Below are 26,554 nucleotides of genomic sequence, written 5' to 3'. Positions count from 1 at the left end.
CTCGTGGGGACTTAATCAGCGTTGCCCTAGTGTCCTGAGTTAGAAGTTCATTGAACTAATATTGACCATTGCTATCAGTCGTGTACTGTTCGAACACGACGAGGTGATCATGAGAGGCAGACCCAAGACGGAACTGGTGCTCAGCGATGCGGAGCGCGAACAACTCACCGCGTTGACGCTGCGGCGCAAGACCGCGCAGGCCATGGCATTGCGAGCACGCATCGTGCTGGGTTGTGCCCAGGGGATGGAGAACAAGGCCGTTGCCGTTCGCCAGCGGGTCACGCCCCAGACCGTCTCCAAGTGGCGAGCGCGCTTTGTCAAACACCGCCTGGAGGGGCTGCTGGATGCGCCACGTCCCGGCGCACCGCGCAGCATTGACGATGCGCGAGTCGATGCGGTGATCGCCCGCACGCTGGAGTCGATCCCGCAAGGCGCGACACACTGGAGCACGCGCACCATGGCACGCGAAATGAATCTGTCGCAAACGGCGGTGACGCGCATCTGGCGCGCCTTCGGCTTGCAGCCGCACCGCCAGGAGACCTTCAAGCTGTCCAGCGACCCGCTGTTCGTGGAGAAGGTGCGCGACATCGTGGGCCTGTACCTGGATCCGCCGCTCAAGGCCATGGTGCTGTGCGTGGACGAGAAGAGCCAGATCCAGGCGCTGGACCGCACACAGCCGATCTTGCCACTGGCCCCGGGCATCCCCGAGCGGCGAACGCACGACTACATGCGCCACGGCACGACGACCCTGTTCGCAGCGCTGGACATCGCCACCGGAGAGGTGATCGGAGAACTCCACCGGCGCCATCGCAGCAGCGAATTCCTGCAGTTCCTGCGCACCGTGGAGGCCAACGTGCCCACCGGGCTGGACGTGCACCTCGTGATGGACAACTACGGCACGCACAAGACCCCTGCGGTCAAGGCATGGTTTGCAAGACACCCCAGGTTCCACGTGCACTTCACGCCAACCTCCGCGTCCTGGCTCAATCAGGTGGAGCGCTGGTTCGCCACGCTCACCGAGAAATACATCAGGCGCGGCACACACCGCTCCACGCGCCAACTCGAGCAGGCCATCAAGCAATACCTGCAACTCAACAACGCAAACCCCAAGCCCTTTCAATGGGCCAAGACCGCTGACGACATCCTTGCCAGCGTCGAAAGATTTTGTTTGCGAACTTCTAACTCAGGACACTAGCACATGGACCGCAGTGGTGACAGCGGCAAGAATGGCGGCGGTGACAAGCAGTCGGTTCATGTCATGTTCGCTCCATTGGATCGGAGTCGAGCCAGCCTTCCCGGGCGGCAGCTTCGAGCAGGGCGCGGCACCGGCACGCTCCGGCGGGAGGCAATTTGGAAATCCATAAGTCACCCTCCCATGTGATCGCATTCCGTGCAGGCGTCGGCTGCAAATCGGTTCGGACGGCCGAGCGCCCAGGCGATGGCCTCGCGCAGCCGGGCCAGCGCATCGCGGCTCTCCGGCAGATAGTCCCCATAGCCGTGGAACTCATGCACCATGTGCTCCCAGACATCCAGCCGCACCTGGCCGCACTGGGCGGCAACCGTCGTCGCGAAATCGCGGATCATGTCGACGAGGATCTCCTTGCCGCCAGCCTGCAGGTAAATCGGCCCCAGGTCGCTGAAATCCTGGCAGATCGGCGACAGCTCGGCATCGCTCAGGGCTTGGCCTCCCTTGAGCCAGGCCGCGAACTGCAGGGTCATGTAGCCCTGGACGAGATCGTAGGGGTCGTTGCCGAACTGACTCCTGCCGCGGCGGCCGATATCGGTCCACGGGCTCAGGCCCAGTGTCAGGGCGGGTTTCGGCAAACCGGCCTGCCTCAGCCTGGCCAGGGTCATCAGGGCCAGGTGGCCTCCGGCCGAATCGCCGCAGAGCACCAGGGTCGCCGGGTCGACGCCGCATTCGAGCACATGGGCGTAGGCCGCCAGCCCGTCTTCGAGTTGTGCCGGATGGGGGTGCTCCGGCGTCAATCGATAGTCCGGCGCGAATACCGCAACCCCCAGCGTGTTGGCAAGGCAGGCGGCGAAATGATGCGAGACACCGGCATAGAAGGTGTAGCCACCGCCGTGGAAATGAAGCAAGGTGGCGTCACTGTGGCGCACCCGGGGCAGGAACCAGTGGCCGCGCGGCTCGCCTTGGCCGGTGGGGCGGATATCGACATCGGGATAGGTCTCGAGCAGCGCATAGACGCTGTCGAAATAGGCCCGGCTTTCCGCGATATCGCTGCTCAGACGAAAGGCGTGGTTGAACTGGGCACGGATATACAGCGTCCCGTATTCGACCAGGAAGGGCCATTCCGCCACGAGCGGCCGGCTCAGCGCCCGTCGGACCAGGACCCTGGTCGCGATCCACCCGGAAATCGCCATGCTGCGCAGCTTGTGTGAAAAACGGCCCTGAATTATTGTTTTCTTCATTTCACGTTCCGACGTTGGTACAACTGCCATGATGCTGACGTCGTGTTTTCGCCGCTAGAACGGAAACGACATCGAATGTCCCGCCCCGCCGCGATCATGCATATCCCATCGCCCGCCCTCGGAGCTTGCCTGATGGCCGGCGTCGAGCGCGATACGCGCGGCTGCGTCCTGACCGATACGGAACGCTTCAACTACTACCCGGCAACACCGATGGCGGTGATCTCCTGGATCTTCGAGGGAACACTGCACATGGTGGAAGAAGGCGGGCCGAGCACGCGACCGACGCTCGGTCCGGCCTTGCCACGGCTCGTTTTTTCCGGGCCGCAGCGATACCCTTCCGTCAGTTGGTCTCCGGGACCCGTGCATGCGCTTTCGGTCGGTTTCTATCCCGAAGCCCTCAGCCGCCTTGTCGGCCGGCCCATCGAACCCTACCTCGACCAGAACCTGCCGCTGGAGGCGGTCGCACCCCCGGCTCTCCTGCAGGCTTGCCAGGCCGTTCTCGACACCGGTGGCGATGCACCATTCGCAATGCTGGAGACGCAGTTTCGGCCTCTGTGGCACGGACCGGGCCAAGCCAGCCCGGCACCATACATCGGCGACTGGGTGCGGTCCGTCGCCACACGCGCGGCGCATTCGGCCGCCGGGCGTAGCCTGCGCCAGTTGCAACGCAGAATCCGCGAGTGGACCGGCCAGAGCTACCGCGACCTGCAGCTTTTCATCCGTGCCGAGGAGGCGTTTCTTCGCCGCATCGAGGCGCGGGACAGCAGGATCGCGGACCTCGCCGCCATCGCTGCCGACGCGGGCTTTGCCGACCAGTCGCACATGGGGCGCGAAATCCGCCGGGTCACCGGCCTGTCGCCAGCGTGCCTGGGCGAACGGCTGGAGAAGGACGAGGCTTTCTGGTACTACCGCTTGATGGCCGGAGAACTTGGGCGCCGGGGCTGACCGAGCTTCGGGACAGTTCGTGTTGCTCCTGTCGAGAAGGCCAGCCGGGATGGCGCCGGTGGCGAAATCACCCCGATTACCCCGGAATTTGCGCTCGCCGGAACTTCCTGGCCAACCTATGGTGACTGTCCATCCAACTCGACTGCGCTTTGCATAGTGACATTGCCCGGACTGTTTCGCCGCCGCCGTCGTGCCCAACTCGTATGCTGCATCGTCGAACTGCAGCATCCCCTGGCCCCGTGGGTTTTCAAGGTGGCACGCCGCGTTCCGGACCACGCGCCCATGCTTTCCTGCCCGGTGGAGGCCCCGGCGTTGCGCTCGCGCAGGTTGATGCATCAACGAAGCTACGGCAAGTTGCCTGGCCTCATCGGCGTGCGGTCGATGTGCATCTCTCCCACGTGCGATGGCGCTGTTCAATCGGTACCATAGTCGCACGGGTCAGCCGCGACCTTGCGCCCCATGCTTGGTGAGGGGCTACGGCCGGTTCCACGAACAGGCATGGGGCGAACCCAACCAAAAGGGACACGCATGAATCTCGACCTTTCGTTTTGGCGCTCCTATGCTCACTGAAACCTTGCAGCGGATGGCGCAAACGCTGCCATTCCGGTCCTACTCCGACGACGAGCAGCGCTGGGCCTCCGTCACGGCAGAGTTTTCCGGGCGAATCCATACGCTGGCGGATGAACTCCTGGCATCGCTTTCCGGCGATCTCACCCGCCGTGTCATGGCAGAGTCCAAGCGCGAGGTACTTTGCAGCAGGAAGCCGACTGTCTCGGTGGCCGAGTTCCGCTTGCGCCCGGCGAACGGTTACTACGCCAAGCTCAACCGCCGACTGCCACGTCCCGAGGATCCACACGGCTTCGACGCCACAGGCCTTGCCGTCTCGATGGCACTGTGCCGGGGGTTCGCCGGACAAGACAGCGGCACCCCACCGTTCGTGGCCCTGGACTTCGAAGTCTGGGGCGCGCACGAACGCGCCTGCTTCGCCAGGCTGCTGCGCGATCACCGCTATCTGATCGAGATGCTTGTCACCCGCTCCGGTGCGGCGCTGTTCACCTCCTGCCCCTTCAAGAACGTCGAGGCGGCCGAGTACGTTTCGACGTTCGAGGAACTTGAGCTCTATTTCGCGAACGAGGTGGACCCTGAAAACCAGTTCGCGCTCCAGTGCAAGTTCGGTCGCCATGCGCGTGCAACGGACATCAAGCACTCATTGCAGATCGCACTCGCCCTGTACGACGCGACGATGGGCTATTGCCTTCCTCAGCCCCAGCGGGAGCGCATACTGGAACACGGCTGCTTCGCCGCGCGCGCCCTGGGCAACGGCGGCTGAAGGATCTTGCCGCCCGGGAAAAACCGCCGTCAGAGACTGCGCACGGGACACGCCTGAATCACGATGCCGTCACCCTGACGCATGGCGTGAATGGCCTGATGTTCGTCGATGAGGATGCAGGGCTTGCCGGTTCGGCGACATTGATCCTGCACGCGCCAATAATCTCCGTGGCTGATGCAGCCGGTGCGGCAGATCAACAGTTCTGCCTCCTGCTCTGCCGGCCCTGTCGATGCCTCCTCCTGGGGGGCGAACGCGCCGCCTTCAACCATCCCGCCACCGCCGTCGCATGTCGGAGACTCGACTTTCGGCGATGAGGACGGACGCGCTTCGCGCCGGGGCTCCCGCCCCCAACGCCAGCGGGTTTGCTCCCGCAGCAGCGCCTCGATTCGTCCCATCAGGTATTCGATCTGGCGCGCGAGCACAGCCCGGCGGGGCAACCCAGGCGCCATGGCTTCCAGGCGCATCCGATCCTCACGCTCGAACTGCAAGGCGGTCACCCGGATCACCAGTTCGGCACGCAGGCACACCTGCTCGGCCTGCAAGGCATCAATCAGCGCAGCCTGCTCGGCGATCACGCTGCTGCAGCGTATCTGCGCCTTGCCGTACTGGGACACCAGCACGGCCAACTCTGACCGAGCCGGTTTGCGATCGAGCGCACACCACAAACTCGCCATGCCTTCACCTCCAGGCACAAAGGACATCCACGCCCAAATCCAGGACCTTCTTTCTGAAGACGGATGAAGCGCAGGGATGTTTAGTCGGCGAACCGCAGGACTGTGAGCGACTGCAACACCCCGCCGATGTGGAAAACGACTTGTTCCGCCGCGAATTGCTCCTCGCCCACGATGGGTGGAGAACCTACGGTGATGGTTCGCCCACTCCGCCCGCCTCCAACCCGTGTTGCCAGCCCTGTTTCGCCGTCGTCGCCGCGCCAAGCTCACGAACCGCATCGTCGAGCTGCAAATGGCGCTTGCAGAAGCGCAGCGGGCTCTTCACCATGACGATCTGACGGCGCTACTCAACCGCCGAGGACTCCGACGCGCCTGTGATCTGCCCCGTGATTGCCCCTCGTCGGCGCTCTCCTGCGCGATGATCGATCTGGATGACTTCAAAGGGATCAACGACACCCATGGCCACGCCGCCGGAGACGCGGTATTGCGGTACTTTGCGGCCGCACTGCGTCAGGGCCTTCGACCCGTCGACACAGTGGCGCGCCTGGGCGGCGATGAGTTCGCGGTCATGCTGGCCGGGGCGGCCGACGTGGACATGGAACACATCCTGCTGCGCATCCAGCACACCCTTCGATCCAGCGCTTGCACAACAATGCCGGCCCAGGCGTGGTCGCTGAAATTCTCGGCCGGCATCGCTGAGCGAACCCCGGGCGAATCGCTGGCACGGGCACTTGCACGCGCCGATGAGGCCCTGTTGGAAGCCAAGCGCCGCGGCAAGGGTTGCATCGTCCGCGCGAGCACTTCTCGGGCAGATCAGCCAGGCGCGGTTGATTCCGGCTCTGGATCGATTGAAAACTCGAGCAGGCGTGCGGGAGGAAGCTGAAGGGTCTGCGCGAGGATGCAGATATTCATCAGTGACAGGTTACGCACGCCGCGTTCGATTCCGCTCAAGTAGCTGCGCGCCAGGCCGCTTTCCAGCGCGAGACGCTCCTGCGATATGCCTTTGGCGCGTCGCAGCGCAGCGAGATGTCCGCCGAAGCGTTTGAGGGGGTCGTAGTCCAGTTCCATGGTTTTTTTGCTCTGAACTGGACACTAACGGCGCACGCCCCATGAATCTACGCTTTATACGAGCACGCTCTATGAGTAACATACACACAAGCCCGCTTGCTTGACTTGACCTTGAACACAAGAATGAAAGCGCCCGCACCAGACAAACCATTGCGCTGTCTCGATCCGCAGACGTTCCGAGTCCTCGATGGCCTCAAGAAGACGCCTTTGGGCTCTCCCGCCAACCGGCTCAGCATCGGCTGCTTCAGAATCGCCTTCCACGATGGCGTCCTGCTCATTGAGAACGGCGCCATGACCCAACTCAGTTCAGCCCTGACGCCCGAAGCGCTGCAGATTGTCATCGGCGATCACAAGCTGGTGATCGACATGTGGCAAAGCACGGCCAGCACCGTCATCCTGTCCGCAACCAAGGAGGAACTGGCAGCGGCACGGACCTACTTTCAGGAACATGGCTTTGCCATCAGCTTCTCGTGATGCAAGCTGCCCGCCCCTGGGCTGCACACCTGCAGCCGAACATATCCACAGTTTCTGTGGACAACCTTGGGGACATTACATCCCGGTGACACCGGGAGGCCCACGGCCACCGAACCAGGCGCGCCCAGTTTCGGTACCGCACAAAAAATAGGCAACCTCCGTCTGAACAAGAGCTTGCAGGACAAAGTCAGGTGCGACTCAACACGGCTGGCTGAGCCCAAGGCGCAGGATGGAGCGCACGCCGAGTACGTGGAACCGCCCCGAAGATATCAATCGCCCCATCGCTTTCCAGGCACACCGGACGCAGCAGACCTTTCAGGGTTTTGGCTGCGGCCATGGCGTAGGGCTTAAGGGGATCCGCCCCATCCCAATCCTCTGGCGAGCGGGGAAGGCGTGATCCCGAATAGGCTGCAGCGGCCACTCCCACCGCCTTCGGAGCATGGAAGCCGAACACCTCAGTCGCCGTGCCGTTGAGGCGCGGCTCGATGACCAGAAACATATCGGCACAAGGGGTTGCGAGGACGTATCGCGCCAGCCGACCGGCATCCCACGGCGCATTCGGAAACCCAAAGCGCCGAAACAGGTAGGCAAACAAGGCGCCGTAATCCAGTTCATCGCCAACCAGCGGGCCGAGCACCCGATCGACACGGCGCACCACCTGCCCGTGTGGCTCGACGCCATCAACGTGGAACCGCAAAGCCTCGTATGTGGCCGCATCGGCTGGCAGCGAAGCGAGTTTCATGCGAAAGGACATAGGTCGATACCTCCAAGACAATGATCGTCTCGGAGCCGACGCATGCAACCCACCCCCACTCACCGGAGTGCCCAGACGTGATCTTCACGTTCAGCCCCCAGAGCAAGGCCACGAGCCATCAACGTCCAACGCGAGCGACATTGGATTGTGGAGAGCATTCCATGAAATCCGGAAGCAATGTCGGACAGGTATCCAACTCTTCTGGGTACGTGGTGTGGCCCTGAATGAAGTCGTCACAGTCTGAGCGGGGCTGCGGCGGAGCGGCTCCAGCGTTTTCGGCGGAACCATGCCACTTGGTTGACTCCATGCCACATTCCAGCAGCAAAATGTGGGCTTTGTGCTCGTGCCACCAGGAGTCGTACGCGGCGCGCGCAGCCCCCCCACCGGGAGATTCTCATGGCCACCAGTCCACGGTATCGCGCAGGAATACACGCACTGCTCTTCGTGCTGCTGTCAACTTCGCTCGCCCAAGGCTTCGCGCAGGAAGTCTGCACCTTACCCGCGTCTGTCGAAGCGGCGCCTCCCAAGCCTGTCGACTACGTCAACAAAGATCTTCCAACGGATTACCTGGCACTGGTCCTCTCCTGGTCGCCAGAGCACTGTGAAGCGCAGCGGAACAAGCCCAAGGATCAGCGAAAGAAGCACGCGTTTCAGTGCTTCTCCGACAATAGGTTCGAATGGGTGGTTCACGGCCTCTGGCCCCAGAACGGTCGGGCCCGATCCAGCCGAGACCATCCGCGCAACTGCCAGACCGTCGGATCGCTTTCCGTCCCTTTGATCAAGCAGCACCTCTGCATGGTGCCGGGAGAGGATTTGATGCAGAACGAGTGGCAAGCCCACGGCACATGCGGATGGTCTTCACCGGAGCGCTATTTCTCTGACATCCAGAGCGTCTACATGTCGCTGCGACGCCCCACCATGCGCGAAATGATGACCAGCGGCATCAGCCCCGGCTCCGGGCAACTGGTGGACGTCCAGGCGATCGACGTCAAGCGAGCGTTTCTGAAACTCAACCCTGCACTGCCAGACGCCAGCCTGCGCGTCAACGTGGCTTCCGGCAACCGGCTCAAGGAACTATGGGTGTGCCTGACCAAGGACTTGAAACCCATGTCCTGCCCAGCAGGCGGAACACCGGACACACAGCAAATCCGAATCCGAACACCCCATCAATAGCCAACTCGGGAGGAGCATGTTCATGCGAGCATCCATCAACGGAGAATACCTGCGCCTGCGTGCCATCGCGGGAACCCATGTCGTCGTCTTGGCCTGGGATTTCGCGAAACCGCCAAACCTTGCCGACTTCACCGACGACAACAACCTTCTCGGTTTCGCGATACACCGCAAGAAATTCAACACCTCCGGGCAGATCGAAACCAGCTACTACCTGCGGGGTATCAAGCGCTTCGAAAGCAAAGACAAAGGGCTGCCCCCGGGAACGCTGGTGCCGACCAGCGAGCATCCTGTTCAGAGCTTTCTGTGGGCGGACTACACGGCTACGGCCGGCGTGGAATACGAATACGCGGTTAGCCCCGTCTTCGGCGAGCCCAAGAAGCTCCGGCTCGACGAAGCCAAGGGGGTTTCGGTCCGCGTTCGCTGCGAAACGACCGCAGCACCTCACGGGAAAGGCTCCCGGCATGACATTCACTTCAACCGGGGCGTGATCGGCTCCCAGGCATACGCGCGGGAGTTCGGCAACGTCGAACCCGATCCGGATGCCCCCTCATCCAAGCCGATGAAGTGGCTCTCGCGCGGCCTGTACGAGGCCCTGCTCGCGTTCATCAAGCGCGGCGCCAAGAAGGGCATGGGATTGCGGGCGGCCTTCTACGAATTTCACTACCTGCCTGTCGCCCAGGCACTGCGCAAGGCCGCGGACAAAGGCGATGTGCAGATCGTCTATGACGCGGAGAGCAGCTACAAGGCGGAGAACGAAGCCACGATCGAAAAAGCAGGCCTTGGCGACTTTGTCCATCCCCGAACCGTCACGGCGGGCATCCGGCACAACAAGTTCATCGTTCTCTTGAAGGACGACAAGCCGATCAGCGTGTGGACGGGCTCGACCAATATCTCGGCCGGCGGAATCTTCGGCCACTCGAACGTCGGCCACGTGGTTCATGACCCGGAAATCGCCCGCCAGTATCTTGCCTACTGGGAGCGCCTCCAGCGCAATCTCACGGCGACCAAGTTGCGCGAGCCCAATGCCCAGGAAAGCCCGGTTCCGCCGCTACCGCTACAGCCCGGCACCTACCCTCTGTTCAGTCCTCGTGAGGCAAAGGAGACGCCACAGGCGCAGAAGACGCTGCAGTGGTATGCGAACCTGGCCGATGCCGCGGAGCAACTGGTGTGCTTCACCGCCGCGTTCGATATCGCGCCGGAGTTCCAGGCGGTCTTTCAGAAGCAGAACGACGTGTTGCGCTACATCGTCAAGGACGATCCCCTCAAGAAGACCGAGAACATCGGCACCGACGGCGACGTCATCTTCGCCGCGGGCAGCTATCTCGAGGAAGAAAGCACTCTGGTGAACGCGCTCAAGGAGCGCGACAACCCGCTCAACAGCAACGACTACATCCACACCAAGTACATGCTGGTCGATCCGCTGAGCGACACGCCCACCGTCGTGACCGGCTCGGCAAACTTCAGCAGCTCATCCCAGGTCCAGAACGACGAGAACATGCTCGTGATCCGCGGTGACACCCGCGTGGCGGACATCTATTTCGGCGAGTTCATGCGCCTGTTCGACCATCACTACGCGCGCTACCTGGCGGCCAAGTACCAGCGCAAGCCCAAGAGCTCCGGCAACTATCTGAAGGAGCGAGCCGATCAATGGCTGCCGCCACACCTCGACCCGTCGAACTATCGCGCGAAGCGGCGCAGTTACTTTGCGGGCTGACAGGAGCAGCCCGGGCCAGCCTCCCATCGCCTGAGCCAATCCCGGCACCAAAGAAGCGCAACTACAGCCAACGCGGAACCGATCGCTGGTACTCGATGTACTTGTCCCCGAACTTCAATGTCATCGCCTCTTCTTCGCTGCGTATGTACCAGAATTGCGCGAGTGCGAAGAACGCAACTGGCCCTGCAAGTGCGGAAGTCGAGCCCAATACACACGCGACTCCGAAAAGGGAGATAAACATCCCGAGATACATGGGATTCCTGGTTCGACGAAAGAGTCCTTCCATCGTCAGTTCGCCCGGCTCGCCGAACGTGTTGATGTTTGTGCCGAGACGACGAAAGAGACGAGCATGCCAATTGGCGATTCCGAGACCGGCCATGATCAGCGCGAGCCCAAGCCAGTTGTATGGCTGTGGCAGCCACACCGCGATGGGGCTCTTCCAATGGAGGACCAACATGCAGACAACGGACACAAGCCAAACAACGGGCGGGAGCAAGAGAGGTTTCATGATGGCTGCTGATCGAAGAGACCAATCCAGTATCTCCGCTTCGGCGAGCGACATCGATAACCCTGGTTAATGACATGCGCAGAACTCGCTCTTCCACAAGCGATGCGTTTCAGCGCCTCGCCGGGTCGGCTCTCCCGGAGTGGTCCGTCGTCGAAGGCGCGGCGTGCGAACGGCGACTCCGGCCCGGGGAAGCGCTATTCCTTGCTGGCGAGAGAAAGCCGTTCGTCTTCGTCGTCAATGAGGGGATCGTGAAGATGGTTTACGAAACGCCCAACGGTGATTCGTGGGTAAAGGGCTTTGCGGAGTCCGGCGTTTGCTTCGCAAGCGTCGCCGCGCTCGAAGAAGATGGACTGACAAGTTTCTCCAGTTACGCCGTTGTCGAATCGTGCATTCATCAAATCGACTATCGTGTGTTACTTCGTCTGGCAGGCCAGCATATTGCTTGGCAGCGTGCCATCGCCAACGCTCTGAAGTTCTACGGACAGCGCAAGGAGCGGCGGGAAATGGAACTTCTCACGCTCTCACCCGAAGACCGCTACATACGGTTCATGCACGACAACCCCGAATTGGTCGCCGCCTTGCGACAAAGCGATATTGCAAGCTACATCCGGGTGACACCCGTGGCGCTGAGTCGCATCAAGTCAAGGCTCGGCAAGCAAGGCGATCAGTGATGTTGTCACTGAAAAAGGACTTCGTTGCCCAGTCGGCAAGCGGGACCAAGGACACCAGGAGCGCAACAGGCACTTGAAACGCCCCACGCCCCTTGGGCAAGTGTGACCGCCACCTTTCAAGGCGCAATGCACAAGAGCCGTCATCAGCAGGGAGTTGGGGGTGGCGTGCATTCGAAGGGCTTTACTCGCCCTTGAAGACGATCATTTCCCGGATCACACTGAGTGTGCTTCCTGCGGACATCGTGTCTGCGCAGCCTTCAACACCGCCCATCGCGGGTGGCTTGAAGTCCAGCTTCGCTGGCGTCGCGGTCGTTACCCGCCCTCTGGTCGCCAGGTCTTCCTGGTCGGTCCGCCGCTTCGACGGCTGACCCAGTAGCTGGGCTTCATGCCCTGCATCCGGCCCGCCGGATGAGTGTCCTTCGCATCGCATCGATGCCGAGCTTTTGCCGCCAGGCAGGAGCGCTGGTCCCCGTGCGCAAGCACGGTGGACCACCACCCCGGCGCACCGCAAGGTGCCGCCACCGAGCCGCTTCGCCCTTTCCGGGCAGAGCACACCCGAACGGGAACACTGTTTCCCGTCCGGGGATGGGTGTTCCCTTTACCCGAAGGAGAACACCATGTTCGCATCGATCGCAACCCGATCCGTCGCACGCACCTGCGTGCTGTTGGGCGGTTCCGGCCACAGCCGGCCGCCCACCGTGCAGTCGCGTCCTGTGGCCGCACTGCTGCGTCCCCAGCCGTCTCCTTCGGGAGCGGCCAGCGGCGCCGTCGAACCGCGCTTTGACAGGAGCTGAGCATGCTCGGCAACTACCGCAAGCGCATTGCAGCCATGGCGATCCAACTCGCCAAGGATGACCCGCAACTGGTCAAGGAGGTCATCGCCCGTCTTCGCGAAGCGGGCGACATCGAAGCCGACGATCTCGTCTATCTGGACAGGATCGCCGACCGCTGGATCAGGATTGCTCAGGAGAATCAGGTGCGGGGCCAACGACGCTGAGTCGCGGGGGTAGCGACACCTCCTTGGCCTTTGCCATTTCCAAGGCAATCTTCTCCAGCAGATCCGGCCGTTCTTCGCCGAGCACGTGGGTCCATCTGGCCAGCGCCGCCTCGACATCGGCCTGTGTTCGCACGCCGTCAAAATCGATTCCGAGCGATCGGAACTCCTCGATTTCGGCGGCTGTGAACCGGAGTGAATCGCCTGCGCGCAGCATGTTCGTCGCTCTCCTCGATAGGGGTTGTCGACCAGCATAGCCACGCCGCACAGCCATGCAACCCCGGGGAGACTCAGTCGTCTCCCGGCCGGGGACGGTGCCTCCCTGTTTTCCGAGGAGAAACCATGTCCCCTGAGAAACGTCCCCGCCCGAAGCGTTCGGGCATCGAAAGCGAGGAAGAACGGACCTGGGTCGAGTTCTACCGGCGCGTGCGCAGCGATGCTGCGCTGGCCGCCGAAGTGCTCGCCCAACTCGAACGTGATGTCGAAATGAAGCGCAGTCATCTGGCGCTGTACCTGTCCTGCAAGGAAGCCTTGCGGCGCGATAAGGCGCGACAGGCCCGCCACAAGCGCATCGGCTTCTTCGTTCGCTGGCTGGCGTACACCCTGTTCGTCATGCCGTGGCAGGCCCTGCGGGAGTTCGGCAGCGAAGGCCGCGACATCGCGATCGAGATGCTGCCCGAAGCCGACCGTTCGCCCCGGCAGACACCGCGCGCCCTTGAAACGGCCGCCGCCCTGCCCCCTTCCCCGTCCGGCGTCACCACGCCACCCCGCCGCAGCCGCAAGGCCCGGCCCGATGCCACTGCACCCGCAGAGGCAGGCGCGGAGAAAGCCGACCCGGCTTCCTCCTGAGCTGCGATGTGCCCACGCGACCTGGCGTCCTCCGACGCCGGTCCGTGCGGCGCGCATCGCCGCTCCGCGCCCTCCCCTCGCGTATTTCCCCAATTTCCCGGCCCCGGCTCCCGCCGCGGGCTTTCACCCCCCATCGCCGTGCCCGCACGGTGACCTCCACAAATTTCGCTCACTCGAAAGGAGCCCACCACCATGAGTACCGCCACAGACATCCTGCGTTCGATCGAACAGCGCGCCGAACGCGCCATTGCCCAGGAGCTGCATCAGATGATTCAGCAGGTGCTGGGCCTGCGGACGGCCCTGATCCTGGACGATCGCGCCCATGCCGATGCCTTGCTGCTCAAGCTCGACCGCCTGATCGACGATCAGGTTGTCCGGCCAATCGACACCGGCACGATGCCACCCATGCCGCCGCTGCCGGACCTGGACGGCCTGTGGCCGCCCGGCCCGAGCGACTACGAAGTCCGCTTCTTCGACCGCGACTATGGCGACCTCGAGGACGTGACTGTCGTCGAGAGCTTCCCACTGGCCGTCCAGGTAGCCGCCGATCGGCATAAGGCCGATCCGGCCGATCTGACCGAAGCCGGCTGGGCCGATGGCCGGGGCACGCTCACCGTGCGCTCGCACTACGGCACGGTGCTGCTGCGCATCGAGGCCATCGAGAAGCCGATGCCTGTCGTGCAAGCGCACGTCGCCCGCGCCTGCCAGGCCCTCGAGAACGGGGAGCCGGCGCCGGCACAGCAACTCTTCACCGCGCTGCGGCAGGTCGCCTGAGTCCCTGAGCCGCTCGTCACTGATCCCAGACCACCCGGTCTTTTCATCCACCCGACGGGGGAGCCTTCCCCCTACGGGCGAGGGCATCTCACGTCTTCATCAGGAGTTGAGCATGCCCTCCACATTCTGGGCCGACGCGCCCACCCCGGTCCTCGCGACCGAGCAGTTCCCGCGCATCCTCGCCGGCGTGATCGCGGCGGAGCCCCACGACCGCAGTGTCCTGAGGATCTTCGGCATCCCCGAGTCCGCCGGGTCCGATGCCACCCACAAGCCAAGTCCCCGGCCGCAGATCGCCCTGAAGCTCTATGAGCGGCTGATCGAGGCAGTTCTCGCGAGCGGGGTGGTCTATTCGCTGCGCACTGTTCGGGTCGCCGACGATTTCTACATCGAGTACCTCCCGGCGCAGCGCTGCCTGTGGCTGAAGTATCAGCAGATCCTCGGTTCGCGCCTGCTGATCCAGATGACCGAGGAGCAAGCCGCGCTGTTCGAGAAGACGGCCCGGCAACTGCGAGCGCCCGAACCGGACAAGGACGCCGACTCGGAAGCCGAGATCGACACCTCGTCGCTGCAAGGCGAGATGGCCCTGCTGCGCGCGAAGGGGCAACGCATCGAGCTGCCCGCCCGGCGGCTTCAGCACTACGCCCGCATCAAGGCACTGATCCTGGCGGCTGGAGGCGTCTACAGCCGCAACGGCTTCCAGTTCGGCGCGGCCATCGACGTCAAGGAGGTGCTGACCCGATTACGGGGTGGCGAGAAGCCCAACCCTAAGAAGGCGCGGCAAGCCTTCTTCACCCCAGAGGATCTGGCCGCCGAGACGGTGGCCTGGGCCGCTGAATACCTGGGTGACCTCGCTGGCAAGCGGATGCTCGAACCCTCGGCCGGAGAAGGTGCCCTGGCCGAGCCCGCCCGCGCCGCCGGCGCCAAGGTGCTCACCGTGGAAAACCATGGCCCGAGCGCGCAGATCCTGCGCAACAAGGGCTTCGAGGTGGTGGAGCGGGATTTTCTGTCCCTGAGCCTGGCCGACATCGGCCTCTTCGATGTGGTCATCGCCAATCCGCCGTTCACCAAGGACCAGGACATCGCCCACGTGATCCACATGTGGCGTTTCCTGCGTCCAGGGGGCGTGCTGGTGAGCCTGACCTCGCCGGGCTGGCGTACCGGACGCACGAAAGCACAACGCAATTTCCGCGCCTTCGTGGACAACATCGGCGCCGAGGTCGAAGCCTTGCCGGCCGGGACCTTCAAGGCGGCGGGAACGAATGTCTCCGTCCTGCGCCTGCGGGCCGTGAAACCGGTCGAGGGTGCCCCCTCGGGTCGCCGAGCCGGGCGGAAGGGGTGAGGTGTGCCATGGTCAACGTCACCCTCAATACCGAGCAGCAGCTCTACGTGCTCGATCATGGCCGCGGCTACTCGTGCTTCGGCTTCGCCAACGCGCATGATCACGCAAACCAGATGGCCGAGCGCCTGAAGCGTCCGGATCTCGCCTTCGGTGAAGCGGACTTCGGCACCCTCAGTGGCTACCAGAAATACCTGGCCGCGGTGGAGGCCTGGGGGAAGTCCCTCTTGAGCCGCAAGACCTACTTCGACCCGGCAACCGATCCCAAGGCCGCCCGGGTCCTGGAACGGTGCCGGGAAGCCCATGCGAAGGTCCGTCTGATCCTGGGCGACACCGCAACAGGCCGGACTTGGCTCGACGAGCATGACGTGGTCGGCCGGATCGGCCGATCGACGGGAACGCTCAAGGTGCCGCTGCTGATCGAGCCGGGCGCCGACGGCGGCATCGCCGTCCTCACGGCCTGCCTGCTGGCGATCATCGACTGGGAGAGCGGGAAGTTCCTTTTCCGCCATCCCCGGTACCGCGCGCCGGACCTGCTGATCCGGCCGAGTGACGACACGGAACGCCCCTGGGAGGTGCTCCATGACGAACAGGTTGTGGCGTGCTTCTGGGACATCGGCAAGGCCGGTGCCTATGTCGCCTTCATGCGCGGCGAGACGGTCGAGCCGCGCATCTTCCAGTAGCTGCCCTCACTTTACGGCCCCGACTCCCCACACGGGTGGTCGGGGCCGCTTTTTGTGCGGAAAGATGCGGCTCCTGAAAACGATGGTCACGTCAGCCGCAAGCGTCTTCACTTGCCACGCATTGCGGATGGCGTTTCGCCCTCCCCCATCACGAACCCACCCTCGCCGCGAGACAATGCCTCATCACTCGCGCTCCATCGCGGAGCCATTCCGGGTACGCCCGGCGTCGCAGTCGTCACCTGCCCTTTCGTACCGGCCGCGCACGCGGCTGGTTCCTCCCATCCATTCGGGACACCGGTCCCGAGGGAGGTCTGGTGTTCCGTCCATCAGGAGAACACCATGAGCAACCTTCGCATGGATCTTTGGACCGTGCTGACCGCAGCGATCCGCAACGCCATCAAGTCGGTGATCGGCGGAACCGCGCCGAAACCCGCAGCGACAGCCTGCGTCGCCACACCGACAGACGCACCCACCGCAGGCACCGGCTTCGACCCACGACAGCTCAGCCGCGCCAGGCTATTGGGCGAACTCCTTGCCCCCATGCCTCCCATCGGATCAGGTGAGCTGAGCCAAGCCTGCGACGCAAGTCTCCCACTGGCCTTGCCGGCCGCCCTGGAAGCCGGGATCACCCGGCGCCTGCTCGCTGCACGGGAACTGCTGTGCCGCGACATGCTGACTGACCTGCAGGGACGTCCGGTGATGGATTCACCCAAGCAACTGGCCGAATGGTTGCGCCTGCATTGCGCGGGGCTGGACTACGAGGTCTTCCTCGTCATTTACCTGAATTCCCAACATCGGCTGATCACTGTCGAGCAGCTCTTTCGGGGGACGCTCACCCAGGTCAGCGTGTATCCCCGAGAGGTCCTGAAACAGGCACTTGCCCACGGGGCTGCGGCCCTGGCCCTGGCGCACAACCACCCCAGCGGTGGCCTGGAGCCCAGCATGGCAGATCAGCGGATCACCCAGCAGTTGAAGACCAGCCTGGCGCTCATCGACGTCCGCGTCATCGACCACTTCATCGTGGCCGCAGAGGGGCACTACTCGTTTGCCGAACACGGGTTGATCTGAGCGATGAGCACACGCATTCCTCCCTCCTGCCCTATGTGCGCTGGCCCCGGCGTCGCGCTGGGCCAGCTCGGCAACCTGCGCTGGTTCCGCTGCCGGGATTGCGGCATGGACTTCAGCAAGGCCGCTCGGCGCAAGCCCAGGCGAGCCGAGGTTCATCACCCCCCTCCTCTGACACGCCCGGAGCATCAACCATGATGCCCCCACGACAAGGAACTCCCAGTCTGTGCGTCGCGGAATCAAGGTGATAATTCGACGGCCAGGTCTGCACCTCCCTGCCATCTCCTCCCTGTAGCAAGCAGACCTTTCACCGCCTTGGTTCGCCAAGGCGGTTTTCTTTTTCCGTTCAACAGCGATGTCCGGGAATCAACGAGAAGTAGAGAGGGCCTGCGCCCTGGCATGAAAGGCTGCGCTATCCGCAATGGACATGGTGCCAACGGGACTCCAGCCAGCCGGACGATCAACGCCGGTCGGCCTTGGACATGGCTCGGCTCATTTCAAACGCTTGGTACTTCTGCATGACACGCACGTCGGTGTACTCGCCATCGACCGCGTCCTCGATACTCCGCCCATCCAGCCCTCGGATGCCGTCGATGGCCCCACCCCACAGTTGGCGTTCGCATGCGGCACCGACAAAGCTCAACAGGTAACCGTCCAAGAGGCCTTGCCCGGGAGATGCGATCTCCGCGTTCAGCGCCGCAAGGTACTCCGTTTTGCGAGTGCGCTGCCACTCAATGCAAAAACCAGCTCGATGGCAGAGTTCGCTGTGGATGATCAGCATCGTCCGACCATTGCCATCGAGAAAGGGGTGACCGTAGGCGAACCATCCCATGACCTCGCCCGGGTGCTGCCGCAAGGCAGCCTTGTCTTGCCCGATGCGCAATCCCTCCTCAACCGCCCGTCGAGCATCAAGAGGATGGGCAAACACGGTGTTGCCTTTGGAAACCGCGATGTTGGGCACAGTCGCTGCACGATCCTGCCCGGCCGAAGGATAAAACGCCGAAAACAGGATTCGATGAACGGCAAGGAAGTCTGAGTATCCGAGCGTCCGGCGCTTCGCAACGTGGGCGAGCGCCTCGTCCAACCCAGTTCGAAACAAGGTGTGCTCCAGCCCCCGCACGATCTGAGGATCCTTCTCGCCGTACAGGTTTCGAAGGTAGCCGGCCTGGTCGAAGTCCTTAAACGGGTCGAACATTCTGCTTACGCTCCCGGAGGTGGTTGACCGTCAGTGCTGCCACCTCCTCCTTGGACAGCTTTCCAGCCCGCTTGAGTGCAACGAGCAAATCCTGAGTAGTGTCTGACCTGACCTCATCGCCAGCCAGATTCGTGACCGTCTCCGCCCACTGATCCATCGAGCTCGGGACGTAGGCCACCTCGAGTCGACGCGCGAGGTCTTGAACGAAGCGCGCGACGCCCGACGCCGGGATCGCCAGCGACCGATGCGCCTCGACTTCACGATGCTTTCGACGACGGCTTCGGAATTTGACGAGCTGTCCATCAATCACCAGCCTGCGCGAGATCCTCGGCGAATCGGTCTCCGCCACGAGAGCCACTGCACCATCTTCAGTTCCGCCAGCTTCATTGCAGGACACCATCCCTCGCAGAACCAACCCCCACTTCTGGGCCGTCTCGCGAACGATTTCCTCCAGATTTCCAAGGGGACGTACTCGCCCGCTCGGGCTTTCGCGCTTCGCCTTGGCATAGACGCCATTTGCAAGACGGAGCAACTCCCCATCGCGCAACAGAGCTCCCAGAGCATGCGTCACCTGCGTCCGACTCCCTAGAGCAGCAACTTCCGAGCGAAGCACGACGGAGCCTGATCGACGCCTGATCGACTGGCGCATCCGATCCTCCAACTTCATACGAACACCCCTTGCAAGGTCACAAGTTCAATTTTAACACTCACCCCATAGAAATTCCATTTTTCCAAGCAGCGACAATAACTTACATGTTCACAATTTGCCGGAAAACCGGCATCAGTTGTCCATTCTGTAACCAGCCGTGACGCCCATCATGCCCCTTGATACTCCGGCTCAGCTGGCGGGGCCGACGCTTTCATCGTTGGAGGCCCCCAGGCGTCCAGATTGATCACCGCGTCGGCCATGGACGTCAGTTCCGGCGTCTGGGAGATGAAGATCTCCCGCGCATACCCACCCAGGCGCAGCACCTCGCGCTTCATCGCCATGAACATGCGCTTGCGCGCCGGGTCCAGAGCGCCATCGGCCTCGTCGCTGAAGAGCGTGCCGTAACAGCGGCCACTGTTCTGCGACAGGTACAGGGCGACCGCACGCACCAGGCACTCGTTCACCCAGATCCTCTCCCCACCGCTCATCTGCTCGACCCGCTTGCTCTGCCCGGACTCCCCGTCGTGGACTTCGATGACGAAGCCCTCGCGCTGCTCGCCCTTGCGGTTCTCCACCTGGGTCAGCAGTGAGACCGTGAACCTCGGGCCGTAGCTCGCCAACAGCAGGTCGTTGGCAAGGCCCGCGAGGGCGGGCCCCGCATCGTCGATCGCCAGCGCGATCAGGCCATCGTTGCCCAGGCACTTGACCAGCAGGCTCCAGTTGCCCAGCTGCGCCTCCACCTGGGCGATGCGTGCCGCTGCATCCGCCCGCTCCCGCTTCCTGTCCCGGAGCTGGCGGTCCAGGGCGGTCCGCCTTTCGGCATCCCGCACCGCTTGCAGGTGGGCGCGCTCGGCCTCGGCGAATGCAGCCTGCGCTGCGGCCAGGGTTCGCTCCGCCTCGGACAGAACCCGTCCGTCGAAGGCCGGCGGCAAGGCTGCCAGTGCCTCATCCAGCCGATCGAGCCCCTGTCGGTAGTGCTTGGCCTGCTGCTCGTGCTGTGCTTCCAGCGCCTTTAGCGTCGCCCTGATGTCGAGGCGCTCGGCATGTTCCTCATCGGTCTCGCCGTCCTGGCTTCCGGCTTGCGTCAGCGCTGCCAGTTCCCGCTCGATGTCGTTGCGTCGGGTCAGTGTCTGCTGAATCTCGCCCATCCGGGCGGCCAACCTGCCGTACCGGGTTGCCCGATCGCGGGCGATGGCTTCCCGCCGCTCGGCATGCGCCAACACCTGGGGCGCCTGCGTCAGGGCCCGACGCTGCGTCTCGTGCTCGCTCAGTTGCCGCTGGACATCCGCCTTGTCGGCGGACAAGCGCCGGATCGCCCCCTGGGCGCTGGGCATCAACCCCTGCGCCTCGCGGGCGTCGCCCAGGAGCTTGCACCGCCCCTGCAGGTCGGTCCCGGCGCAAGGCACCTCCCGTGCGAGCCCGAACCGGCGCGCCAGATCCTCCGCCCTCAGAGCGGCCTGCCCCGCCTCACGCTCGATCGCCTTCAGGCGCTGCCTGGCCGACTCCCATGCGGCCGTGCATCGGCTGAGTTCCTGCACCTGATGGCGTGCAGACTGCAACCGCTCGGCGCGGCGGGCCGCCACGGATTCTGCCAGCGACAGCCGACGGCCTGCGCGCCGCACTGCCGCCTCGCCCAGAAGCACCGTGTCGCATTGCCGACGCTGGCGGTCGAGGGTCTGGAGTTGTGCCGACCGTTGCGCCTTGCGGTGGGCGATGCGCTGTTCGAGGCGCACCAAGCGTTGTCGCTGAGCTTGCGCCTGGTCGGCGATGACCTCGATCACCTGTTTGCCCGTGCCGATCAAGGCACTGCGCTCGCCATTCAACTGGGTGCGCCGGGCTTCGAGGCCCCGCGCCTGATCGAAGACCGCTTGCTGGCGGGCCAGATGCGTGTGGGCAGCTTCCTGCACACGCAGGGCCTCCACCCGGGCACGCGCCTGTGTGGCGATGCGCGTGCCGGTGTCTCCCAAGGACTGGTACTCATCCTGCAGGCGCAGGAGCTGTTCGTCCAGGCTCGCCTGTTGCTGGCGCATGGCGACCAGACCAGCCTTCAGCAGGTCGACCACCTGCGCAGCCTTCTTCCCTTCGTTCCGGATGTGCTCCTGCCCCAGCAGGTCGGCGAGCAGGGTTTTGATCTCGCTGTTCTGGTAGGCGCTCAGCTGGCGCTTGCCCTGGGCACTGAAGGCAGAGGTGAAGAAGGTCTCGGCGCTACCCAGCAAGTGTTCGACACAGCGGTTGTAGGTGCCGGTCTTGCCATCGGACAGGGTGCCATCCGGCAGCACCACCGTAAGCGGTAACCGAGCGGCGTTCTTGCCTACTTCGAGCGCGGGTGGAGATCGGATCGAAGCGGATTGGCCGCGAAGTGTTGCTTCCACAGCCTTGGGGTGAGTTGCGCGACATCGGCGGCAGGGTGCTGGCCGACGCGCTGGAGCACATCGACCAGATAGGCATAGGGGTCGATGTCGTGCAGGCGACAGGTGGCGATCAGGCTCTGCGCGATCCCCACGTATTTCGCGCCGACCTCGGTCCAGCAGAAGAGCCAGTTGCGGCGGCCCATCGGCACTACGCGTAGCGCCCGCTCGAGGTGGTTGGTGTCGATCGGCACCTCGGGGTCGGCGAGGTAGACCTCGAGGGCGGCCCGGCGCTCACGCACGTAGGCCAGGGCAGTGGTTAGCGGTGAGCTCGGCAGCAGACCGTGGGATTCGAATTGGGTGTCGACCCAGTCGAAGAACCGGTCGACCATCGGCTTGGCCTGGGCGAGCCGGTATGCGCGGCGTGCCTCGCCGACGAGCTGTGCCTCACGGATGTGCTGCTCTACCGCGTAGAGCTGGCCGATCATCTCCAGTGCCTGCGCCGCCCGTTCGGGCTCGATCGACTGGGCCTCGAAGAACTTTCTTCTCGAGTGCGCCCAGCATTGCGCGCGCGTGAGCCCGCATTTTTGTGCGTAACGTTCGTAGGCCGCGTAGCCGTCGGTGAGCAGCACCGCCCCCTCGGGCGGTGGGTCGGTCCCCAGGGTCTGCGCGATGTGCTTGCCACTACGCCCCTCGTGATAGGCGAAGCAGATTTCGTCGCGCTCGCCATACACCGGCCAGAAGTAGCCGCCCTTCATCTTCCCCGGGCTGGCGCGCCCGGCCTTGATCGGGGTCTCGTCCATCGCCTTGATGCGACTTGCGCGGATCGAGTCGAGCTGGGCCGTAAAGACCGGCTCGAGCAGCGCGAGCGCCGCGTGGGTGAGCTGCGTGAGCCACGGGCGCGAGACCCGGATGCCGTTGTCCCCGAGCCGCTGATGCTGGCGGTACAGCGGCTGGTGGTAGCAGAACTTGTCTGTGATGAGCCCGGCGACGAAGCTCACGTCGGCGCGGCTGCCGTCGATCACCCCGGCGGGGGCCGCCGGGCAGTGGATCGTCTGCGTGTCGCGGCGCTTGATGACCGGGCGCACGTACTTGAGGATCACGTAGCTGCCCGGGCGCTGCGCCAGGCGATGGCTCACCTTCTCGCCGATCACCTCGAACTGTTCGGCGGTGAGGCCCTCGGTCTCGGGGTTGGCGAGCGTGATCGTCTCGACCGGGACGCGCGTCTCGTCAAAGAACAGCGCCGATTCGTCCTTGCTCTGGGCGAAGTCGGTGCGCGACGCACGACGGGTGTGTCCCGCCACGGTCTTGGCGGGGGTGTCGGGCGGCGTGTCGGGGATCGGCAACTCGCCCAGATACATCTGCGTGGTGTCGGGTGACACCACGCGCTTCTCGCTCTTCTGGCCAAAGAGCTGGCGGCGGAACCACTCGAGCTGATGCTTGAGTGCCGCAAACTCGAGCCGCATCGCATCCATGTCGCGCTGCAAGGCGACGTTCGCCTGTGCCAGTCCGACGATCTGCTCGGGCGCCCACTGGGCGGCCTCGGCAAGGGTCGGAACGGGGGTGCAGTGCGGTGCGGACATGGCGCATATTTTACCGTAGAGCCCAGCATTCATGCGGGTTTCACGGCGTTCTGGGGCAATCTGAAACGGCGCTTGGTGCGGGCCGGCTCGATGCCTTCGAGCAAGAGCTTGAGCCCGGTCCAGTCCATCTGGCGCGTGCGGACCTGCGCCCAGTTCGACACGAAGCGCCCCTGCTCGAGACGCTTGGCCCACACGCAGAATCCGGTGCGGTCCCAGTACAGCACCTTCATCTGCGTGCCACGCCGGTTGATGAACACGAACAGCTCGCCCGACAGCGGATCGCAGCCGAGCGCCTGGCGCGTGAGCGCGTACAGGCCGTCGAAGGATTTGCGCATGTCGACCGGGCGGCCATAGACATGGACGCGGACGGCGCCTTCGGGGAAGAACATCAGCCGCGCGACAGGTGAAGGATCACGCCGTCGCCCAGGTCGAGCCGCAGTTCGAGGCGGCCCGTGCCGCCGAGTTTGAGCGTGCCGGCGTCGACGAAGCCAGTGGCCTCCATCGCCGGCGCGGCAGGCTGCGTACTCGGCTCGCCCAGCAGGCTACGCCAGCGCCGGAAGCTCGACTCGCTGAGCCCCTCGCGGGCGCAGAACGGCTCGATCCCCAGGCCGCTCGCGGCAAACCGCGCAAAGACGGTTTCCCACTCCTGGCGGCTACGCCGCCGCCACTTGTTGTTGGTCGCTGTCGCCCTGGTCACTGCCGGCTCCTCCCTGATGAATGTGGGAGGGATTGTTCCGCGTGGGCGCGGGCGGGCAAAGAACGCCGCTCAGTGACCGGTTACGCACCACCGGACGCCAACGCCCCTCTGCATCGGCCTCGAAGAGGAAGGCATCGGTCGCCCGCCGGCCGTTGTTGCGGATCACGATCTGCGAGCGAAAGCGCCGCCCCTCGTGCAGCCATACCAGGTCCTTCTCGCTTTCCGGCAGCACCACGTGATCGTAGTAGGAGAAGCCGCCCGGCCCCGCCAGGCTCGCGCGGGACGGCAGGGTCTGGAAAGGCTGCAGGTTGTCGAGGATGGTGCTCTTGCCGCGGCCGTTAGCCCCGGAAAGCGCCACCAGTTCGGCATCGCCCGCCAGCCGCTCCAGGTCGAGGGTCAGTACGTCGAGTCCAAGGCCATCGCGGATGCCGCGAAAGCCCTTCAAGGTGAGCGAGAGGGGATACATCGCATCGGGCTCCAAAGGTCAGAGCCTTCAGCTTCCCACCGGCGCGCACCGCTTCAAGGGGCGAGCGAGTGGCGCCTTGTCGAGAAACGTCCACACGGCACCCGGAAATCGCGCGCCTTCGAACCTGTGCGCGTCGCCTTGCCGCGCACCCCGTTGCCCGATTCACCCAGCCCCAGCAGACTTCCCTCATCCTTTGCGATCGGATGATCGCCCCCCCTTCCAGCCCCGGACGGGGAACCCGGCCGCGTGCCGGGCGGCGCAGCCGTTACCTGCCTTTGATTTCCGCACCTCGCGGACCCCGCAATCCCGGGAACACGTTCCCGGCGCGGGGAGGTGTTTCCGTTCTTCTTGGAGACACCGCCTCGATGCCCAGCCAGATCATGAACATCGGCCCCGTGCCATGCGAAGAAAACGCGGCCCAGGTGGGCCGCCCCGACTACGAAGAACGCTCCCGGCGCGAATGCCAGGTGTTCAAGCGCATGCTGGAACGCCTGCATCCCGTCCCTGCCGACTGCCAGGCCGGCCTGGTCATCAAGTCCTTCCCGCACGACTTCGGCAGTTACCGCGAGGTGTGCGTGCGCTATGAGGACACCGACCCGATCGCCACCGGTTACGCCTTCGACCTGGAGAGCAATACGCCGGCCGAATGGGACGCCATCGCGCGCTACGAGCTGATCTGGCTCGAGCGCCTGGAGGTGCTGAACCGTGCCGTGCGCAAGGGCGAGATGAGCCAGGACGACATTCCGGCGGCATTCCACACCGAGCAATTGCCCGCACTGACTGCCGAGCACACGTTCAGCCAGCTCCTCGCGGCCTTCCCGCTTTGGTTTTCCGCGTAGGCCGAGTCTGCCGTTCCAGGTCAAGCCTCGTCAGGTTAATTCCCGTCTGGAGACAACCCCATGAACCGCAAAGCTCAGTCCCTCGCCAAGGCAACCAAGTGACCCTCGAAGCCGCCCGCATCACTGGCGGCATTCACATGGTCAAAGTAGTTGTACCAGCCGCTAGCCAAAATTCCCCCCAAAAGTACATTTCGCGCCTGCTGATCTGGAAAGCGCCAGATTCCCACGAAGCGGTGCTCGCTATAGATTCGGCCCAGTAAAGTATTGATATTTTGATCGCTGCCCCCATGTACTGGTCATGGAAAAAGAAGACGCAAGATATCAAACACTGGATCAACTGCACGAGAGGCGCAAGCAGGTGATTCGGCTGTACAAGAAGGGCATCAAAGTCATGCAAATCGTGGCGATGAGCGGGCTGAGTTACCCGACAGTGCGCACGACGATTGATCTGTTCGAGGCCGGTGGGTGGGCAAGCATTCGCCCAGCACTTCGTGGCCGCAACAAGGGTGATGGACGGGTGCTCAGCCAAGCCCAAGAAGATGCCATCCAACGCATGATCATCGACAAGCGACCTGAGCAGCTGAAGATGGACTTCCATCTTTGGAGCCGGGCTGCAGTGGGACAACTCATTGAGCAGGAATTTGGCATCAAACTGCAGGTACGCAGCATAGGAAAATACCTCACACGATGGGGCTTCACCCCACAGAAACCCATCAAACGTGCCTACGAGCAAAGCCCCGCAGCGGTGCAAGCCTGGCTCGAAGGTGAATACCCTGCCATAGAGCAGCGCGCCAGAGCGGAGGGAGGGGAAATCCACTGGGGTGATGAGACCGCACTGGTCAACACTGACGTGCGCGGCAGGAGCTATGCCCCAGCGGGAAAAACACCTGTGACCATGTCGGTAGGAGGCACGCGCCAAAAGCTCTCGATGATTGCCACGGTGACCAACCAGGGCAAGACCCGGTGGATGATCATTGACGAAGCATTTGATGCTGAAAAGCTCATTGAATTCCTGGCCTCCTTGATCAAAGACGCGGGCAAAAAAGTCTTCCTGATACTGGACAACTTGCGTGTGCATCACAGCAAATTGGTCAAGGCGTGGGTGGGCGAGCGTAAGGATCAGATTGAGCTGTTTTACCTTCCCAGCTACAGTCCGCAACTCAACCCAGAGGAGCGACTCAACGCGGACTTGAAGCAGGAAATGGGCAAGCGCGTTCCAGTGCGAACCAAAGCCAAATTACGCGAGGCCGCCAACGAGCATATGACGATGCTGGAGAAAACTCCTGAGCGCGTTATGAGCTACTTCCAGGATCGTCGGGTTCGGTACGCCGCTTAAAA

Annotated in this window: 30 protein-coding genes; 16 read left to right on the top strand and 14 right to left on the bottom strand. The window is 63.6% G+C overall.

Features of this window, described 5'->3' with window-relative positions; genetic code table 11:
* The first annotated feature begins 109 nt into the window (after positions 1-109).
* Positions 110-1,195: an IS630 family transposase gene (locus C667_RS00780; protein ID WP_004355115.1), complete on the top strand. Its 1,086-nt coding sequence runs from the start codon at positions 110-112 to the stop codon at positions 1,193-1,195.
* A 170-nt stretch (positions 1,196-1,365) separates the two neighbouring features.
* On the opposite strand, the gene C667_RS00775 is transcribed toward C667_RS00780, so the two are convergent.
* A complete protein-coding gene (locus C667_RS00775; protein WP_157302063.1) occupies positions 1,366-2,430 on the bottom strand; it encodes an alpha/beta hydrolase in 1,065 nt (354 codons plus the stop codon).
* A 75-nt stretch (positions 2,431-2,505) separates the two neighbouring features.
* On the opposite strand from C667_RS00775, the gene C667_RS00770 reads away from it, so the two are divergent.
* Together C667_RS00770 and C667_RS00765 are read left to right on the top strand one after the other, a co-directional pair.
* Complete coding sequence (locus tag C667_RS00770; RefSeq protein WP_004355112.1) at positions 2,506-3,375, top strand: helix-turn-helix domain-containing protein; 870 nt, start codon at positions 2,506-2,508, stop codon at positions 3,373-3,375.
* Positions 3,376-3,934: 559 nt separating this feature from the next.
* Complete coding sequence (locus C667_RS00765; protein ID WP_157302061.1) at positions 3,935-4,705, top strand: hypothetical protein; 771 nt, start codon at positions 3,935-3,937, stop codon at positions 4,703-4,705.
* 29 nt (positions 4,706-4,734) lie between these two features.
* Here C667_RS00765 and C667_RS00760 read toward each other — a convergent pair whose 3' ends face one another.
* Positions 4,735-5,325 carry a DUF2325 domain-containing protein gene (locus tag C667_RS00760; RefSeq protein ID WP_157302059.1) on the bottom strand — a complete coding sequence of 197 codons (591 nt, stop codon included), beginning with the start codon at positions 5,323-5,325 and terminating at the stop codon, positions 4,735-4,737.
* A 277-nt stretch (positions 5,326-5,602) separates the two neighbouring features.
* Between C667_RS00760 and C667_RS24525 the strand changes: the two genes are divergently transcribed.
* Positions 5,603-6,259, top strand: a complete 657-nt coding sequence (locus tag C667_RS24525; RefSeq protein ID WP_157302057.1) for a GGDEF domain-containing protein — start codon at positions 5,603-5,605, stop codon at positions 6,257-6,259.
* On the opposite strand, the gene C667_RS00750 is transcribed toward C667_RS24525, so the two are convergent.
* Complete coding sequence (locus C667_RS00750; RefSeq protein ID WP_004355102.1) at positions 6,190-6,444, bottom strand: helix-turn-helix domain-containing protein; 255 nt, start codon at positions 6,442-6,444, stop codon at positions 6,190-6,192. The genes C667_RS24525 and C667_RS00750 overlap by 70 nt on opposite strands.
* A gap of 123 nt (positions 6,445-6,567) precedes the next feature.
* Here C667_RS00750 and C667_RS00745 point away from each other — a divergent pair, with 123 nt between their 5' ends.
* Positions 6,568-6,918 carry a hypothetical protein gene (locus tag C667_RS00745; protein WP_157302055.1) on the top strand — a complete coding sequence of 117 codons (351 nt, stop codon included), beginning with the start codon at positions 6,568-6,570 and terminating at the stop codon, positions 6,916-6,918.
* A 187-nt stretch (positions 6,919-7,105) separates the two neighbouring features.
* On the opposite strand, the gene C667_RS25435 is transcribed toward C667_RS00745, so the two are convergent.
* The gene (locus C667_RS25435; protein ID WP_157302052.1) at positions 7,106-7,660 is read right to left on the bottom strand and encodes a hypothetical protein; all 555 of its coding nucleotides are present in this window, start codon (positions 7,658-7,660) and stop codon (positions 7,106-7,108) included.
* 408 nt (positions 7,661-8,068) lie between these two features.
* Here C667_RS25435 and C667_RS24520 point away from each other — a divergent pair, with 408 nt between their 5' ends.
* Together C667_RS24520 and C667_RS00735 are read left to right on the top strand one after the other, a co-directional pair.
* Positions 8,069-8,845 carry a ribonuclease T2 family protein gene (locus C667_RS24520; protein ID WP_004355098.1) on the top strand — a complete coding sequence of 259 codons (777 nt, stop codon included), beginning with the start codon at positions 8,069-8,071 and terminating at the stop codon, positions 8,843-8,845.
* Positions 8,846-8,867: 22 nt separating this feature from the next.
* A complete protein-coding gene (locus C667_RS00735) occupies positions 8,868-10,559 on the top strand; it encodes a phospholipase D-like domain-containing protein (RefSeq protein WP_004355096.1) in 1,692 nt (563 codons plus the stop codon).
* 61 nt (positions 10,560-10,620) lie between these two features.
* Here C667_RS00735 and C667_RS00730 read toward each other — a convergent pair whose 3' ends face one another.
* Positions 10,621-11,121 (bottom strand): methyltransferase family protein, encoded by a 501-nt coding sequence (locus C667_RS00730; protein ID WP_082437283.1) that lies wholly within the window; start codon positions 11,119-11,121, stop codon positions 10,621-10,623.
* Positions 11,122-11,141: 20 nt separating this feature from the next.
* Here C667_RS00730 and C667_RS00725 point away from each other — a divergent pair, with 20 nt between their 5' ends.
* On the top strand, positions 11,142-11,738 hold the full coding sequence (locus C667_RS00725) for a Crp/Fnr family transcriptional regulator (protein ID WP_004355091.1): 597 nt from the start codon (positions 11,142-11,144) through the stop codon (positions 11,736-11,738).
* Between the two features lie 796 nt (positions 11,739-12,534).
* Positions 12,535-12,735: a hypothetical protein gene (locus tag C667_RS00720; RefSeq protein WP_004355089.1), complete on the top strand. Its 201-nt coding sequence runs from the start codon at positions 12,535-12,537 to the stop codon at positions 12,733-12,735.
* Here C667_RS00720 and C667_RS24515 read toward each other — a convergent pair.
* Positions 12,692-12,949, bottom strand: a complete 258-nt coding sequence (locus tag C667_RS24515) for a hypothetical protein (RefSeq protein WP_082437282.1) — start codon at positions 12,947-12,949, stop codon at positions 12,692-12,694. The two genes, C667_RS00720 and C667_RS24515, sit on opposite strands and share 44 nt — an antisense overlap.
* 125 nt (positions 12,950-13,074) lie before the next feature.
* Between C667_RS24515 and C667_RS00715 the strand changes: the two genes are divergently transcribed.
* From C667_RS00715 to radC, 5 genes are all read left to right on the top strand, one after another.
* Positions 13,075-13,581, top strand: coding sequence for a hypothetical protein (locus tag C667_RS00715; RefSeq protein ID WP_004355084.1), 507 nt, complete (start codon positions 13,075-13,077; stop codon positions 13,579-13,581).
* A gap of 192 nt (positions 13,582-13,773) precedes the next feature.
* Positions 13,774-14,355 (top strand): hypothetical protein, encoded by a 582-nt coding sequence (locus C667_RS26120; protein ID WP_004355083.1) that lies wholly within the window; start codon positions 13,774-13,776, stop codon positions 14,353-14,355.
* A gap of 106 nt (positions 14,356-14,461) precedes the next feature.
* Positions 14,462-15,694, top strand: a complete 1,233-nt coding sequence (locus tag C667_RS24240) for an SAM-dependent methyltransferase (protein WP_157302048.1) — start codon at positions 14,462-14,464, stop codon at positions 15,692-15,694.
* 8 nt (positions 15,695-15,702) lie between these two features.
* A complete protein-coding gene (locus tag C667_RS00700) occupies positions 15,703-16,374 on the top strand; it encodes a hypothetical protein (protein WP_004355081.1) in 672 nt (223 codons plus the stop codon).
* 339 nt (positions 16,375-16,713) lie between these two features.
* The gene (radC, locus tag C667_RS00695) at positions 16,714-17,442 is read left to right on the top strand and encodes a RadC family protein (protein ID WP_004355080.1); all 729 of its coding nucleotides are present in this window, start codon (positions 16,714-16,716) and stop codon (positions 17,440-17,442) included.
* 457 nt (positions 17,443-17,899) lie between these two features.
* On the opposite strand, the gene C667_RS00690 is transcribed toward radC, so the two are convergent.
* The 7 genes from C667_RS00690 to C667_RS26300 all read right to left on the bottom strand — a co-directional run bounded on the left by C667_RS00690 (position 17,900) and on the right by C667_RS26300 (position 24,377).
* Positions 17,900-18,634 carry a Fic/DOC family protein gene (locus C667_RS00690; RefSeq protein WP_004355079.1) on the bottom strand — a complete coding sequence of 245 codons (735 nt, stop codon included), beginning with the start codon at positions 18,632-18,634 and terminating at the stop codon, positions 17,900-17,902.
* Positions 18,618-19,283, bottom strand: coding sequence for a hypothetical protein (locus tag C667_RS24505; protein WP_211207639.1), 666 nt, complete (start codon positions 19,281-19,283; stop codon positions 18,618-18,620). The genes C667_RS00690 and C667_RS24505 overlap by 17 nt, the downstream gene beginning before the upstream one ends.
* Before the next feature lie 167 nt (positions 19,284-19,450).
* Positions 19,451-21,565 (bottom strand): SMC family protein, encoded by a 2,115-nt coding sequence (locus C667_RS00680; RefSeq protein ID WP_004355075.1) that lies wholly within the window; start codon positions 21,563-21,565, stop codon positions 19,451-19,453.
* A 29-nt stretch (positions 21,566-21,594) separates the two neighbouring features.
* Positions 21,595-23,214 carry an IS66 family transposase gene (gene tnpC / locus C667_RS00675; RefSeq protein WP_004355071.1) on the bottom strand — a complete coding sequence of 540 codons (1,620 nt, stop codon included), beginning with the start codon at positions 23,212-23,214 and terminating at the stop codon, positions 21,595-21,597.
* 29 nt (positions 23,215-23,243) lie between these two features.
* Complete coding sequence (tnpB, locus tag C667_RS00670) at positions 23,244-23,603, bottom strand: IS66 family insertion sequence element accessory protein TnpB (protein ID WP_004355068.1); 360 nt, start codon at positions 23,601-23,603, stop codon at positions 23,244-23,246.
* Positions 23,603-23,911: an IS66 family insertion sequence element accessory protein TnpA gene (gene tnpA, locus C667_RS00665; protein WP_004355067.1), complete on the bottom strand. Its 309-nt coding sequence runs from the start codon at positions 23,909-23,911 to the stop codon at positions 23,603-23,605. Before tnpA ends, tnpB begins: the two co-directional genes overlap by 1 nt.
* Positions 23,868-24,377: an AAA family ATPase gene (locus C667_RS26300; RefSeq protein WP_004355066.1), complete on the bottom strand. Its 510-nt coding sequence runs from the start codon at positions 24,375-24,377 to the stop codon at positions 23,868-23,870. The genes tnpA and C667_RS26300 overlap by 44 nt, the downstream gene beginning before the upstream one ends.
* A 365-nt stretch (positions 24,378-24,742) precedes the next feature.
* Between C667_RS26300 and C667_RS00655 the strand changes: the two genes are divergently transcribed.
* On the top strand, positions 24,743-25,216 hold the full coding sequence (locus C667_RS00655; protein WP_004355051.1) for a hypothetical protein: 474 nt from the start codon (positions 24,743-24,745) through the stop codon (positions 25,214-25,216).
* A 74-nt stretch (positions 25,217-25,290) separates the two neighbouring features.
* Here the strand turns inward: C667_RS00655 and C667_RS26785 are convergent, their stop codons facing one another.
* The gene (locus C667_RS26785) at positions 25,291-25,464 is read right to left on the bottom strand and encodes a DUF6616 family protein (protein ID WP_370701702.1); all 174 of its coding nucleotides are present in this window, start codon (positions 25,462-25,464) and stop codon (positions 25,291-25,293) included.
* Between the two features lie 50 nt (positions 25,465-25,514).
* Between C667_RS26785 and C667_RS00650 the strand changes: the two genes are divergently transcribed.
* On the top strand, positions 25,515-26,552 hold the full coding sequence (locus C667_RS00650; RefSeq protein WP_004355049.1) for an IS630 family transposase: 1,038 nt from the start codon (positions 25,515-25,517) through the stop codon (positions 26,550-26,552).
* The last annotated feature ends 2 nt before the right edge of the window (positions 26,553-26,554 follow it).

This window comes from Thauera phenylacetica B4P, assembly GCF_000310225.1.
GTDB classification, from domain to species: domain Bacteria; phylum Pseudomonadota; class Gammaproteobacteria; order Burkholderiales; family Rhodocyclaceae; genus Thauera; species Thauera phenylacetica.
This window is presented reverse-complemented; position numbering and strand designations above follow the sequence as displayed.

What these genes read in the sequence shown, in the direction of transcription:
- C667_RS00780 (WP_004355115.1), top strand. Translation starts at nt 110, where the DNA reads ATGAGAGGCAGACCCAAGACGGAACTGGTGCTCAGCGATGCGGAGCGC.
- C667_RS00775 (WP_157302063.1), bottom strand. Translation starts at nt 2,430, where the DNA reads ATGAAGAAAACAATAATTCAGGGCCGTTTTTCACACAAGCTGCGCAGC.
- C667_RS00770 (WP_004355112.1), top strand. Translation starts at nt 2,506, where the DNA reads ATGTCCCGCCCCGCCGCGATCATGCATATCCCATCGCCCGCCCTCGGA.
- C667_RS00765 (WP_157302061.1), top strand. Translation starts at nt 3,935, where the DNA reads ATGCTCACTGAAACCTTGCAGCGGATGGCGCAAACGCTGCCATTCCGG.
- C667_RS00750 (WP_004355102.1), bottom strand. Translation starts at nt 6,444, where the DNA reads ATGGAACTGGACTACGACCCCCTCAAACGCTTCGGCGGACATCTCGCT.
- C667_RS00745 (WP_157302055.1), top strand. Translation starts at nt 6,568, where the DNA reads ATGAAAGCGCCCGCACCAGACAAACCATTGCGCTGTCTCGATCCGCAG.
- C667_RS25435 (WP_157302052.1), bottom strand. Translation starts at nt 7,660, where the DNA reads ATGAAACTCGCTTCGCTGCCAGCCGATGCGGCCACATACGAGGCTTTG.
- C667_RS24520 (WP_004355098.1), top strand. Translation starts at nt 8,069, where the DNA reads ATGGCCACCAGTCCACGGTATCGCGCAGGAATACACGCACTGCTCTTC.
- C667_RS00735 (WP_004355096.1), top strand. Translation starts at nt 8,868, where the DNA reads ATGCGAGCATCCATCAACGGAGAATACCTGCGCCTGCGTGCCATCGCG.
- C667_RS00730 (WP_082437283.1), bottom strand. Translation starts at nt 11,121, where the DNA reads ATGTCGCTCGCCGAAGCGGAGATACTGGATTGGTCTCTTCGATCAGCA.
- C667_RS00725 (WP_004355091.1), top strand. Translation starts at nt 11,142, where the DNA reads ATGCGCAGAACTCGCTCTTCCACAAGCGATGCGTTTCAGCGCCTCGCC.
- C667_RS00720 (WP_004355089.1), top strand. Translation starts at nt 12,535, where the DNA reads ATGCTCGGCAACTACCGCAAGCGCATTGCAGCCATGGCGATCCAACTC.
- C667_RS24515 (WP_082437282.1), bottom strand. Translation starts at nt 12,949, where the DNA reads ATGCTGCGCGCAGGCGATTCACTCCGGTTCACAGCCGCCGAAATCGAG.
- C667_RS00715 (WP_004355084.1), top strand. Translation starts at nt 13,075, where the DNA reads ATGTCCCCTGAGAAACGTCCCCGCCCGAAGCGTTCGGGCATCGAAAGC.
- C667_RS26120 (WP_004355083.1), top strand. Translation starts at nt 13,774, where the DNA reads ATGAGTACCGCCACAGACATCCTGCGTTCGATCGAACAGCGCGCCGAA.
- C667_RS00700 (WP_004355081.1), top strand. Translation starts at nt 15,703, where the DNA reads ATGGTCAACGTCACCCTCAATACCGAGCAGCAGCTCTACGTGCTCGAT.
- radC (WP_004355080.1), top strand. Translation starts at nt 16,714, where the DNA reads ATGAGCAACCTTCGCATGGATCTTTGGACCGTGCTGACCGCAGCGATC.
- C667_RS00690 (WP_004355079.1), bottom strand. Translation starts at nt 18,634, where the DNA reads ATGTTCGACCCGTTTAAGGACTTCGACCAGGCCGGCTACCTTCGAAAC.
- C667_RS24505 (WP_211207639.1), bottom strand. Translation starts at nt 19,283, where the DNA reads ATGCGCCAGTCGATCAGGCGTCGATCAGGCTCCGTCGTGCTTCGCTCG.
- tnpC (WP_004355071.1), bottom strand. Translation starts at nt 23,214, where the DNA reads ATGTCCGCACCGCACTGCACCCCCGTTCCGACCCTTGCCGAGGCCGCC.
- tnpB (WP_004355068.1), bottom strand. Translation starts at nt 23,603, where the DNA reads ATGTTCTTCCCCGAAGGCGCCGTCCGCGTCCATGTCTATGGCCGCCCG.
- C667_RS26300 (WP_004355066.1), bottom strand. Translation starts at nt 24,377, where the DNA reads ATGTATCCCCTCTCGCTCACCTTGAAGGGCTTTCGCGGCATCCGCGAT.
- C667_RS00655 (WP_004355051.1), top strand. Translation starts at nt 24,743, where the DNA reads ATGCCCAGCCAGATCATGAACATCGGCCCCGTGCCATGCGAAGAAAAC.
- C667_RS00650 (WP_004355049.1), top strand. Translation starts at nt 25,515, where the DNA reads ATGGAAAAAGAAGACGCAAGATATCAAACACTGGATCAACTGCACGAG.